The following is a 12,272-nucleotide window of genomic DNA, read 5'->3' on the forward strand; positions in this document are numbered from 1 at the left end:
CGACGAACAGTGGATACTGTCATGTCACAGCACTTGTGTCACAACATGAAGCCCGGGTCATCTCGGTGTAGGTTAGAGCGTCTAAGCTTACTCTTAGCTAGCACTCCGAGTAGCCTTCGTCCCTGGTTAGGAAAGCGCCCATGACGACCACCAAGCCATGGACAGAGTCGCGAGATCATAAGGCTCCGCCAAGCAGCGAGGAAAAGCCCGATCCACAGCGCCCCAGGAAAAAGGGCCTGTTCAGCCGGTTCTGGCTCGTCCTCACCATTACGGCCGTCGTCGCTCTCTCGGGTTTCATGGTCTACCGACTGCACGGAGTCTTCGGGGTCCACGCCGGTTCGTTCGGTGGCGGCACGTCGGGCGAGGTCCTCGACCAGTTCAACGCCAAGACCATCACGCTTCAGGTCTGGGGCGCACCGGGCAGCACGGCGACCATTAACTACCTAGATGAAAACTCCCATCCGCAGCAGGCCCTCAACGTCACCTTGCCCTGGAGCACAGTCTTGAGTTCAACGAAGCCCGGCATCCCGGCAAACCTGGTAGCGCAAGGAGACGGGAGTTGGATTGCCTGCCAATTCGTCGTGGACAACCACGACGGGCGCGGTGCAGTGATCAAGGGTGCTAACCGATCGCCCGCCAACGAAAACGTCAATGCCATGGTCTACTGCCTGGACAAGTCCGCATGAGCGAGACCACCGAGGCACCCGCGCCCCGCGTCGATCAGCCACTGATCCCGCCGTTCCTGCCGCGGATGATCCATCGGCTTGCGCTGCCGATCGTCCTGGTGTGGTTGGGCATCGTCTTCGTCACCAACACGATTTCCCCGCAGCTCGAGGTCGTCTCCAAGCGCCAATCGGTGTCGCAGAGCCCCAGGGACGCCGTGTCGTTCCAGTCGATGATGCACGTCGGATCGACGTTCAAGGAGTTCGATACCGACAGCTCGGCGATGATCCTGCTGGAGGGCGACAAGCCGCTGGGGGCGGAGGCTCACCGCTACTACGACGAGATCGTCAAGCGACTCGAGCAGGACAAGAAACATGTTGAGCATATCCAGGACTTTTGGAGCGACCCGCTGACCGCCGCGGGCTCCCAGAGTCACGATCAAAAGGCCGCGTACGTCCAGGTCTACCTCGCCGGCAATATGGGCAGCGCCCAGTCTGGCGAATCCACGGACGCCGTCCGCAAGATCGTCGAATCGGTGCCCGCGCCGCCGGGGATCAAGGCCTATGTCACCGGGGCGGGTCCGCTATTTGCCGATCAGTCGCACGCGGGTGAGAAGGGCGTCGCGACAGTCACCATGATCACCTTCCTGGTGATTATCGTGATGCTGCTGTGGGTCTATCGGTCGGTGGTCACCATGCTGATCATGCTGGTCATGGTCTTCATCGAATTGGCCGCGGCCCGCGGTGTCGTCGCGACGCTCGGCAACTACGGCATCATGGGGCTTTCGACGTTCGCCAACAACATGCTCGTGCTGATGGCGATCGCCGCCGGAACGGACTACGCGATCTTTGTGGTCGGCCGCTATCACGAGGCCCGCGGTCAGGGCGAAGACCGCACCCAGGCGTTCTACACGATGTTCCACAGCACGGCGCACGTCGTGTTGGGATCGGGGCTCACCATCGCCGGCGCGATGTATTGCCTGAGCTTCTGCCGGCTGCCCTATTTTTCCTCCCTCGGCATACCCTGCGCGGTCGGCATGCTGGTGGCGGTCCTCGCGGCCTTGACTTTGGCCCCGGCGATCCTGACCGTGGCGACGTTCTTCAAGCTGCTGGACCCGAAGCGAAAGCTGCAGACCCGGGGCTGGCGACGCATCGGCACCGCCATCGTCCGCTGGCCCGCACCGATTCTCGCGGTGACCATCGCCGCCGCATTGGTCGGCCTGCTCGCTCTGCCCGGCTACAAGACGGACTACGACACCCGTCACTTTCTACCGGAAGACACCCCGGCCAATGTCGGATATGCGGCCGCCGACCGGCACTTCGACCAGGCTCGGCTCAATCCCGAGCTGTTGATGATCTCGACCGATCACGACCTGCGTAACCCGGCCGACTTCATCATCCTGGACAAGGTCGCCAAGGCCGTCTTCCATATCCCCGGCATCGGCCGAGTCCAGACCATCACCCGGCCGTTGGGCACCCCGCTCGACCACAGCACCCTCGGTTTCCAGATGGGCGCGCAAGCCGCAGGCCGGCTGCAGACGCAGCACTATCAGGAAGAGCAGGCGGGCAACCTGCTGAACCAGGCCGAAGAGCTCAAGAAGACGATGGCGACGTTGCATGAGCAGATGCAGGTCACCCAGGATCTGAGCAACACCACGCACGAAACCACCAGGCTCACCAAGCAAACCGTGCAGATCACCGAGAAGTTGCGCGACGACATCGCGAACTTCGACGATTTCCTGCGCCCGATCCGGAGCTACTTCTACTGGGAGAAGCACTGTTACGACATCCCGGTCTGCTGGGCAATCCGTTCGGTCTTCAACGCGCTCGACGGCATCGACCAGGTCGCCGAGAACATCGTGAACCTCAGCGCGAATCTCGACAAGCTGGACCAGATTCAGCCGAAGTTGGTGGCACTGATACCGCCGCAGATCGAGAGCCAACAGCACAACCTCGACACCATCATGTCGAACTACGCGATCACAAAGGGTCTCAACGACCAGGCGAAAGCCCAGGCGGACAACGCTACCGCGCAGGGCGATGCCTTCGACAAATCCAAGAACGACGACACGTTCTACCTTCCGCCGGAGGCGTTCAAGAGCCCCGACTTCGCGAGGGGTCTCAAACAGTTCATCTCGCCGGACGGGCACTCTGTCCGGTTGATCATCTCGCATGAGGGCGACCCCGCGACCCCTGAAGGCGTCAGCCACATCGGGCCAATCAAGCAGGCCGTGCACGAGGCGATCAAGGGCACGCCCTGGGAGGGTGCCCACGTCTACCTCGGCGGTACCGCCGCGACGTATAAGGACATGCACGACGGCTCGAACATCGACCTGTTGATCGCCGGAATCTCCGCAGCCACACTGATTTTCATCATCATGCTGGTGATCACCCGAAGCGTCGTAGCGGCTTTCGTGATCGTCGGCACGGTGTTGCTGTCGCTGGGCGCCTCGTTCGGACTCTCCGTGCTGCTATGGCAGTACATCCTGGGGATCAAGCTGCACTGGATGGTGCTGGCGATGGCGGTCATCCTGCTGCTGGCGGTCGGCTCGGACTACAACCTGCTGCTGATTTCGCGGTTCAAGGAGGAAATCGGCGCCGGACTCAAGACGGGGACGATCCGCGCGGTTGCCGGTTCGGGCTCGGTCGTGACTGCCGCCGGTCTGGTATTCGCCGCTACCATGGCCACGTTCGCCTTCAGCCCCCTGCGGGTGATGGCCCAGGTGGGTACGACGATCGCGCTGGGTCTGTTGTTCGACACCTTGATCGTGCGGTCATTCATGACGCCGGCGCTGGCCACCTTGCTCGGGCGCTGGTTCTGGTGGCCGCAGCACGTGCGTCCGCGGCCGGCCAGCACCATGCTGCGCCCGTACGGGCCGCGTCCCGCCGTGCGCGAGCTGATCCTCAAGGATGTCGACGAAACGCCGCCGGGCGGACTGGTCACAAAGCGCTAAAAGCTTTGTCGACAACCTGATTCGAGCTGGGAGCTGGGAACGTAGCCCGTCCTGGGCTGTCAACCATCGCACTGCGGGCCGACATGGTCCGACATCTTGTCGATCACGGTTGCTCTGACGGGAACGCCTATTTGCGGCAACAGCTTCGGGGAGTATCCGCCGTATTGAGTCAGCGCCGCCGACTCGGCCGTGGTGAACGCCGTCGGCGGCGTCGCCTGGTCGAGGGTGCCCAAAGACGTGTCATCCGAGTACGTTTTTTGCTCGCCACTCGAGCCGGTGAGCAGTGCGCGCTTGTTCGGTGAAGCGTGGTCGGGTCCAAGCGGGCCAACGCGGCGATGGTGGGCATACCAGCTATGCCGCTGCGGCCGGCCGCGAAACAAGAAGAGGGGCTATTCGCTAGGGGAGTGACCCTCTTTGTATCTGTCCCTGGTCACTCTTCTTTGAACGCCGGACATTGAAGATTTTTCACCGTTTGGGCGTTATTCACTAAAATGTTTTCACCCTCGCATGTGTCGCAATATACTTTCATCCATATTTCGCTCAGAGTCCCGAGAAGGGGCATCGCCAATGGAGGCGACTATGGCCGAGTCAGACACCGAAATTCCGCTGCGTGTTGAGCACGGCGTTCAAGGTAATGGCCGCGCCGACAACGACGATCCCGATCAGACCGAAACGGCTGCGACCGAGGAGTCGGAGTCCGCAGGTGTAGAAACCGAACCATTGCCCGAGATCGAGCCTGTCGCAACAGATCCGGCAGATCCTGATGCGGATGGGCATGCCAAGAGTTGCTGCTTCCGGCGTGCATGGAACCGATTTAGTGGCACTTCCACGGCCCAGGCTGGGGGGCCGACCCCTCCTGTTAAATGGATTGGGTTCAGGCTGTACCTGCACCAAAACTGGTCACATCTGAGCGCGCCTTGGCGGCAAGACGTTCAACGAACGCGAATCATGCTCCTCGGCGATCTATTGCGCCTCAACCCGAATCAAGACCGCAAACGTGAGCGCGTGCTTCTTTACGCGCTCCTCGAAGACGCCAGCCGCGCATCAAGGGCGAGAGTAAACTTCCGGAAGTGGTGGTTCGGCACGGAGATCGAACGTGCATGGAGGAACCTCCATGAGGTTGGACAACGCCTCGTCGAAATCCTCCCCAACGAGGACGTCGCGGCTCGAGCGAACTTCGCCGCGGAACGCGGACGCCGCTATCTGCGGGATGGCGACAAGCGGCTACAACATCTCGAGACTTTGCGGGTACAGGCTGATGCAACACCGGAGCAGCTGCGCCCGGCCATCGTAGAGGTCATGCGTGCAACGCAGGCCGCGTCTGACCGTACCAACCAGGAGGCGCGTTACTTCCGGAACCGGCTCCTGATCGCCTCCGTCGTCAGCCTCTTGTTCGCGGTCGTACTCGTCATTGTCCAGTGGCGCCTCGGCGACAATGCCCGGTTGCTATACCCGCCGGCCGACTGGCATGGCCCGGCCTGGGCGTTCCTCATCACCGTCATGATTTTCGGCAGTGTGGGCGCTTTGTTTACGACCATCCCAGCGATGGCCAAGATTCCGTCGGATTTCAGCGCATTCAACTTGCCCTACCAACAGGCAATGCTCAAAATCGTGTTCGGCCAACTCGTTGCGGTAATCGGCATCGCAATACTCAGTTTTGACACGCAGCACTCAGTGGTGCCGAAGACATGGCCGGCACTCCTGCTGGTCGCCGTGGTGTTCGGAGCGGCCCAGCAGGCAGTTACGCGGTACGTCGACCAACGTGCAAACTCAATCCTGGAGGCAATAGCACCCGCGTCCACAAGAGATACGGCCTGAGCGCAGTGTGCAAATCGATGTGTTAGCACACCAGGGCTGTCAGTCGATCTGCAAAGGGGTGACTTGCCCTCACGTCACCATCGGCCGATCACGCCGCCGTGAGATGCCGTGCCGTCCGCAGCGGTACGGAGATGGCGAGTTCGGTCCCGGGGGATGTCGAGCGCACGTCGAACTGTCCGCCCGACGCGAGCACTCTCGCGCGCATCGAGGTCATGCCGATGTGACCTTCGTCAGCCTTTCGCGCCATGGCCGCCTCCGTGATGCCCACTCCGTCGTCGGCGACACGCAGCGAGGCTAACCCATCGCAGTGTTGTAACTCGATCCGAACATTTTGCGCCCGTGCATGTTTGATGACATTGTTCGACGCCTCACGCGCGGCGTTGTACAACACGTCGTCGGCCTCGGTGCGCAGGCCGTCGGGCCAACTCGACGCGTCAAATTCGACGGTGAGCCCCGCGCGGGAACCAAGACTTTCCGCGAGTGCGGACAGCGCTGATTTCAATCCCATGCGCACGAGAACGTCTGGGTGCAGTTCACGTACCACGTCGCGCAGCAAGCCCGAACATTCGGCGAGCGCGGATGCGACCCGGTCCGCGGCATCGGCCGAACCTTCGCGCACATCCTCGATGTCGTGGCGCGCCACCAGGATGTACTGCAGGGCGCCATCGTGCAGACGTTCTGAAATTGCCTGCCGCTCATGCCTTTCCACTTCCAGCAACTCTTCTAGCAGCTGGCGCCGTTGCCGCGCCAAGTCTGCGATCATGTCCACTCTGGACCGCTGGATGAACGACAGGACAACCGACCCGCCGGCCAGCGCGGCCAAGACGAAGGAACTCAGCAGGATCGACGCCCATGGCTCCTGGTTGGCCGACCTCGTGATCCAGCATGTCAGAACGAATACAGACAGAGTCGGAATCGCCACGGCCGCACTGATCTTGGGATCCAGCTGCGCCGCCGCGATCAAAGGAATCAGGAAGAAGCCATTCCTCATCACGTCCGATGTCCAGTCCTGCGGCGACGTCACGCCGGCGAGTATCGACAGGACAGAAACCATCGTGACGTCGGCGGTCAGCATGAGCAGCGGTACCACCGTCCTGGTGGACGTTGTCGCGGGCGCCCGACGTCGCAGCGCCCACGCCGTCCAGCATCCGAGGACGACCATGTACAGCACCGGGATGGACACACAGACCCACTCGTAATGGTCCGGCGGCTCCAGCAACAACGTCGCGACGACTAAGACGATCAGCACCGAGCGCAGTCCAAACTGCAGCAAAGTGCCTAGCCACAACGTCCGCCCGACGTCCGGTACAACCTGTTGGGCGCGCTGGTCGACCACACGCTGCTGATCTCCGGGCATGGACGGCTCCTGTCGTCTCGCGATGGCGAGATCATAACCGCCGACTACCGGCAAAAATGGACTCTGCGGCAAACGGATTGGGCGCCGGCCAAGGCCCCAGCTCGGGGGTGGGGCCGGAAGGTTAAGGACGCGGGGCAGCGGGCGCAGCCGCCGTTCCACGCATGCAATCCTGAAACTCAGGACTAGCCGGCGCGAAGTCGAAGCCGCAGTTGCACTCATGAGCTTGCTGCGGGTTGCCAAGCGAATCGCAATACGGGGTGCCGGCCGAAGCAGGAGATGCCGTCCACACCACACCAGCGGCCAAGGCTGCCGATGCGGCGCCGACGGTGGCCATCAATACTCTCGTCTTCATACTGGGATTCCTTTTCGTCGAAGACGACGGTATTGCCGCCCCGGGTTCCAGCGGTGACACCAGCCGTAGCACCGCGCTAGCCGAATAGTAGGGTCCGCAAGGCCTGCCCGCGATTCGACATACCTCCCGGCATGGGGGCCGGCCGACCGGCACGAGAAAAAGCCACGTCCAAAGCGCGCTATCGTCTGCTGGTGGCCATACCTTCGCCCATCAGCGCAGCGCTTACGACAGTGCTGGCGATAACGGCATGCGCGACGGCGCCCGTCGGCAACGCCGACCCGACGACCCAGCAGTCGCCGTTTCCGACCGGCAAGTCCGGCACGACCATCCATGTCACGGAGTACAGCACCGCGACCGCCGACGTCACGCTCAACAACGCGACCTGGGTTTCGTCGGGCTGCACCAGCCTCGGCGGGGGAGGCTGCAATGTCATCGAACTCACCATCGTCGGTAAGTCCGATGCGCCCTTCAGCTACGGCGAGAGGTCCATCACCGCCGCCTCGACCCCGTGGCGGCAAGACCCCTATCGGGATATCCAGGGCGGCTCGTCCATGGTCGATTACCAGACAATCGGCAAGACCCCGCCGCTGCGTTCGGGCACCGTTACCAACGGCCAAACTGCCCACGGCTTCATCGCCTACGACAGCAATGTGAAACAGGGCGATTTTTATGTCGAGTTCAACGATCCCAACGCTCCAGCGGCACCGACTCCATTGGCCGGCTGGAAAGTGCACACCTAGCGTCAACCCCGCTGACTCCCATATGCGGGTGTCGGTGAAGCGTTGACGCACAAACACATTGGCTCGGGCCACCATACTCACGACTAATTGGCTCATTTCTGCCACCCAAGCCTGAACCAAAGCGATAATGTTCGCTGGCTCGGTGGGATCGAAGGCAGTCGCACACCGGGGAAGCGCGGGGAGGATGGATGAAGGTTCGTGTGCTGATTGCCGCGGCGGCGATGCTGGTCGCGGCGGCATGCGGTTCGAACTCGACAGGCGGTTCAGGCAGCACCAGGGCCACCTCCGGCAATCTGGCCACCGCGCCGCCCACGTCGGACGTGACCTTGTCGGAGACCGGTTCCAACAATCTGTACCCCCTGATGAGCTCGTGGGCCGGCGTCTTTCACTCGAGATACCCCAACGTCACGATCAATACCGAGAGCGCTCTATCCGGCGTCGGGATCGCCCAAGCGGCTGCGGGCGCAGTCAACATCGGCGCCTCCGACGCCTACCTGTCCGACGCGGACATCGCCGCGCACCAGGGCCTGATGAACATCGCGATGGCGGTTTCCTCGGTGCACGTGCACTACAACCTGCCCGGTGTCACCGGGCACCTCAAACTCGACGGCAAAGTACTGGCGGCCATGTACCAGGGAACAATCAGATCCTGGGATGACCCGCAGATCGCCGCGATCAACCCTGAGGTGAAACTGCCCGCCATCCCGGTAGTCCCGCTACACCGCTCCGACGATCAGAGCAGCGACACATTCCTTTTCACCCAGTACTTGGCCAAGCAAGACCCCGACGGCTGGGGCAAGTCGCCCGGATCCGGCACCACCGTCAGCTTTCCCGCGGTGCCGAACGCCGTAGGCGCCGCGGGCCAATCAGGCATGTTGGGTGGCTGTGTAAAGTCTCCTGGCTGCGTGGCCTACATCGGCACCCGATACTACGACGGCGCTGTCGAGAAGGGACTCGGTGACGCCCAGTTGGGCAATGCGTCAGGCAATTTCGTGCTAGCGAACGCTGAAAGCGTTGACACCGCGGCGTCGGGCTTCGTCTCGCAGACCCCAGCCAACCAGGCCATATCACTGGTCAACGGACCCGTCCCGGACGGATACCCGATCGTCGGTTACGAATACGCGGTGGTCTACAGCAAGCAGAAGGATCCCGCTGTCGCGCAGACGATCCGGGCTTTCCTGCACTGGGCGGTCACCGCGGGGAGTTCCCCAAGGTACCTGCGCCGGCCGCACCTCTACGCTCAGCCGCTGCCGGGAGCCGTGGCGAAGCTGTCTGACGCCCAGATCGCGACCATCAGCAGCTAGCCGGCGGACTCCGACGACGCTCCGGCTAGGCAAGTAGCGAGGCCAGTTCGGACCGGGGCACCGTGATGTGGTGTGGCCCGCCGTTGTCCTGCACCAGTTGGTCTTGACCGAAGAAGAAGATGACCGCTTCGTTCGTCATCGCGAAGTTTTGGTATATCGTCTCGTCGAGATCGGCTGTCGGCGCGTTGAATTGGCGCGCGACGAGCGGGTTGAGCACCTCCAGAGGTTTCGTCCCTGGCTTGAACAGCGTGTCGAATGTGATCGGAACCTGCTTGGCGAGGTCGAAGTTGAACGACCGGAATGTGGTGTTGGGGTGGCCTTCGTGCGCGAAACCAGTGTCGTTGTCGATTTTAAGCACCAGGCTTCGGGTGCCTGAGTCCGCTGGGCCCGAACGGAACGCCGTCGCGGTCACGCTGTACTCGTATGGCCGGCCACGTTTGTCCGACGGCCCGAATTTTGCGACCCAGTCCAGGAATTCGTCGCGGTCACGCTTCAGGAAGTCGGTCACCGCCGACATGTCCGGGTAGTCAACAGGGAAACCCATCTCGATCGTGTAGCCCGAGGTCGCAGTGTGGACATGGCAGCTCCGGTCGGCGCCAATGGTTCCGTGCAACTCCGAGCACGTCGATTGCCCTTGCACCACAACCGATGTGGTCGACGGCATGGAGGTGGTCTGTGGGGTGACTCGTGACGTGCCGCACCCAGCGCTCACAAGCATGGCCGCGACCACGACGGCGATCAGCGCGCGCCGATACGACATCGCCATCACCGGGCCGGCAGTTCGAGGATGCGGAAGTGCAGGCCGTCGTTGACGTACACATTGCCCGTGGTGCCGACAGCCAGGCTGGACGGGTCTTTGAGGTCGTTGAACGGCAACACCATTGGACCGATCGCCCCCCGATCCAACCGCAACACCCGGTTGGTATCGATGACGTAGACATTGCCGCCACCGTCGACCGCCACGTCGGTGGGCCGCTGGAGGTCGCCGAACCCCAGGACCGTCGGGGTGGCCGCGCCGGGTGCCAGCTTCACTACCCGCTTGCCGCCCGAGTCGACGACGTAAACGTTGTCGCTGCCGTCCACCGCAACGCCATCGGGGGCAATGTCGTTGAGCGGCAACACCGTCGGGCTAGCAGAACCGGGCGCGAGCCGCAGTACCCGCCTGCTGCCCGAGTCGCTGACGTAGACATTGCCCACGTTGTCGACCGCGACGCCGGCGATCACATTGAGGTCGATGAACGGCAGCACGGTCGGGCTCGCGGTCCCGGGTGTCAACTTCAGCACCCGATGCTTGTCGTCGTCGGCGATATACAGGTTGCCCGCCGTGTCCACCGCGGCATCGACAGCTCGGCCAAGGCCGGTGAATGGCAGCGGCTTCGGGCTGCTGGTGCCCGCCGCCATCTCCCAGACCTGGCCGTAGTGTGAGTCGAGCACGTACACATTGTCCGCGGCGTCCACGACCACGCCGGCGGGATGGTTGATCAATTCCCCGAACGGCAGTACCACTTGGGGCGCATAGGTTTTGGGTTGCGGTGCTTGGGTAGTGCTCATCGACGGCGCGGCGGCCGGCACGCCGGGGCCGGTAGTGGAACACCCCGCCGTCGCTGCCGCCGCGGCGATTGCGACCGCCACGACCAGGGCGACCAGGCCGCGCATCAGCCCGCCGCCAACTTGACGACCTGGCCGAAGCCGCTGCGGTCGAGGACGTACACATTGCCGGCGCCATCGACCGCTACCGCGTTGGGTCCGTTGAGACCGGTGAACGGCAGCTCGGCCCAGTCCTTGGCTCCGGCGGGCAACTTCAGCACTCGCTTGTTCTCGGTGTCGGCGAGATATACCGCACCCGAAGAGTCCACCGCAATGGAGCCGCCCTGGCTACCGACGGAGATCACGATCTGGTGTTCGGAGCCGCTCGGCAGCTTGAGAACCCGCTTGTTGCTGGGGTCGAAGAGGAAAACGGTCTCCGCGCCGTCTACCGCCAAGCCGCCGGGCCACGTCAGGCCGGTGAAGGGGAGCACGGTCTGTTCGTTGGATCCGGTCGCCAGCTTGATGACTCGCCGCTTGTTGTCGGTGACGTAGACATTGCCGTGGCCGTCCACCGCCACATCACCGGGATTGTCCAGGCCGATGAAGGGCAGCACCGTCTGTTGGTTGGATCCGGCCGTTAGCTCTAGGACCCGGTTGGCGTCCGCATCGGCGACGAACACATCACCGGCGCCGTCTATCGCCACACCGCCGGGTTTTTTGAGACCGTTGAACGGCAACACCGTCGGGGCGCTTGACCCGGTCGCCAACTTCAGCACGCGGTCGTTCCACGAGTCGGCGACGTAGACGTTGCCCTGCGCGTCCGCCGCGATGTTGCGCGGGTAGGTGAGACCCGGGAAGGGCAGCAGCGTTTGTCTGCCGGCCGGTATGGGGGCAGGCGGCGGAGTGGTCGAGTCCTTCAAGACGGTGAAGGGCAGGCTCGCTTTCCCAATCTGGACAAGGGGATCCGGCGTGACGACCGTCGCTTCCACGCCGCCCTTGCCGGCGGTCATCGAATGGCCGAGCGCAACGCGATACCGCAGTGTGACGGCCTTGCCCTTGGGTAATGCCTGGACGTTCGCGAAGGTGCCGAGGTAATCCATGCCCGTGGTGATGACCGGGTGCTCGACCTTGACCCAGGATCCGGTGGCCGGGTCGAAGCGCTCGACCGTGCCGCTAGGGAGCCCCATCGGCGAGATGGCGCAGCTGCAGCGCTCGAGCACCAGCACGACACCGACCTTCGGGTAGTCGACCGGCGAGTTGTTGCACAGCGTCACGTCGACCTCCGCGGGCCCCTCGCCCGGCTTGACGATGCCCGATGCGATGCCGGTCAGCGCGACAGAGATCCTGCCCACCGCCGGCACCGGTCGCAGGGGTTCGGCACTCGGCATCGGTGCCGACGAGGGGTTGACCTCGCAACTGCTGGGTTGACCGGTCGCCGGGGTACTCGAAATCGTCTGCGGCGCAGTGCGTGTCGAGCATGCGGCCAGGCAGATCACGGCTGCGATGGTCGTCAACGCGATCCGTCTAATCCGTTGGTGGCGAACAGTTTTCGTCATGT

11 protein-coding genes are annotated in these 12,272 nt (G+C 63.1%); 6 read left to right on the top strand and 5 right to left on the bottom strand.

Going from position 1 to position 12,272, the window contains the following annotated elements; all coding sequences use genetic code 11:
• Nucleotides 1-140: 140 nt before the first annotated feature.
• Both ACAG21_RS07160 and ACAG21_RS07165 read left to right on the top strand, forming a co-directional pair.
• Entirely contained in the window at nucleotides 141-686 is a 546-nt protein-coding gene (locus ACAG21_RS07160; RefSeq protein ID WP_370495255.1) for an MmpS family transport accessory protein, read from the top strand.
• On the top strand, nucleotides 683-3,616 hold the full coding sequence (locus ACAG21_RS07165) for an RND family transporter (protein ID WP_370495256.1): 2,934 nt from the start codon (nucleotides 683-685) through the stop codon (nucleotides 3,614-3,616). The genes ACAG21_RS07160 and ACAG21_RS07165 overlap by 4 nt, the downstream gene beginning before the upstream one ends.
• A gap of 59 nt (nucleotides 3,617-3,675) precedes the next feature.
• On the opposite strand, the gene ACAG21_RS07170 is transcribed toward ACAG21_RS07165, so the two are convergent.
• Complete coding sequence (locus ACAG21_RS07170; RefSeq protein ID WP_370495257.1) at nucleotides 3,676-3,849, bottom strand: hypothetical protein; 174 nt, start codon at nucleotides 3,847-3,849, stop codon at nucleotides 3,676-3,678.
• Nucleotides 3,850-4,195: 346 nt separating this feature from the next.
• On the opposite strand from ACAG21_RS07170, the gene ACAG21_RS07175 reads away from it, so the two are divergent.
• A complete protein-coding gene (locus ACAG21_RS07175) occupies nucleotides 4,196-5,434 on the top strand; it encodes a hypothetical protein (protein WP_370495258.1) in 1,239 nt (412 codons plus the stop codon).
• An 88-nt stretch (nucleotides 5,435-5,522) separates the two neighbouring features.
• Here the strand turns inward: ACAG21_RS07175 and ACAG21_RS07180 are convergent, their stop codons facing one another.
• Nucleotides 5,523-6,791: a sensor histidine kinase gene (locus ACAG21_RS07180; protein ID WP_370495259.1), complete on the bottom strand. Its 1,269-nt coding sequence runs from the start codon at nucleotides 6,789-6,791 to the stop codon at nucleotides 5,523-5,525.
• Between the two features lie 233 nt (nucleotides 6,792-7,024).
• On the opposite strand from ACAG21_RS07180, the gene ACAG21_RS07185 reads away from it, so the two are divergent.
• From ACAG21_RS07185 to pstS, 3 genes are all read left to right on the top strand, one after another.
• Nucleotides 7,025-7,231, top strand: coding sequence for a hypothetical protein (locus ACAG21_RS07185; RefSeq protein ID WP_370495260.1), 207 nt, complete (start codon nucleotides 7,025-7,027; stop codon nucleotides 7,229-7,231).
• Between the two features lie 109 nt (nucleotides 7,232-7,340).
• Complete coding sequence (locus tag ACAG21_RS07190; RefSeq protein ID WP_370495484.1) at nucleotides 7,341-7,883, top strand: hypothetical protein; 543 nt, start codon at nucleotides 7,341-7,343, stop codon at nucleotides 7,881-7,883.
• Nucleotides 7,884-8,071: 188 nt separating this feature from the next.
• Nucleotides 8,072-9,187 (top strand): phosphate ABC transporter substrate-binding protein PstS, encoded by a 1,116-nt coding sequence (gene pstS / locus ACAG21_RS07195; protein ID WP_370495261.1) that lies wholly within the window; start codon nucleotides 8,072-8,074, stop codon nucleotides 9,185-9,187.
• Nucleotides 9,188-9,212: 25 nt separating this feature from the next.
• Here the strand turns inward: pstS and ACAG21_RS07200 are convergent, their stop codons facing one another.
• The 3 genes from ACAG21_RS07200 to ACAG21_RS07210 are packed head-to-tail and all read right to left on the bottom strand — an operon-like array spanning nucleotide 9,213 to nucleotide 12,270.
• Nucleotides 9,213-9,953 carry an esterase gene (locus ACAG21_RS07200; RefSeq protein ID WP_370495262.1) on the bottom strand — a complete coding sequence of 247 codons (741 nt, stop codon included), beginning with the start codon at nucleotides 9,951-9,953 and terminating at the stop codon, nucleotides 9,213-9,215.
• The gene (locus tag ACAG21_RS07205; protein WP_370495263.1) at nucleotides 9,953-10,843 is read right to left on the bottom strand and encodes an NHL repeat-containing protein; all 891 of its coding nucleotides are present in this window, start codon (nucleotides 10,841-10,843) and stop codon (nucleotides 9,953-9,955) included. Before ACAG21_RS07205 ends, ACAG21_RS07200 begins: the two co-directional genes overlap by 1 nt.
• Nucleotides 10,843-12,270 carry an NHL repeat-containing protein gene (locus ACAG21_RS07210; protein WP_370495264.1) on the bottom strand — a complete coding sequence of 476 codons (1,428 nt, stop codon included), beginning with the start codon at nucleotides 12,268-12,270 and terminating at the stop codon, nucleotides 10,843-10,845. The genes ACAG21_RS07205 and ACAG21_RS07210 overlap by 1 nt, the downstream gene beginning before the upstream one ends.
• Nucleotides 12,271-12,272: the final 2 nt, after the last annotated feature.

This window comes from Mycobacterium sp. pR1184 (assembly GCF_041287235.1).
Classification (GTDB): domain Bacteria; phylum Actinomycetota; class Actinomycetes; order Mycobacteriales; family Mycobacteriaceae; genus Mycobacterium.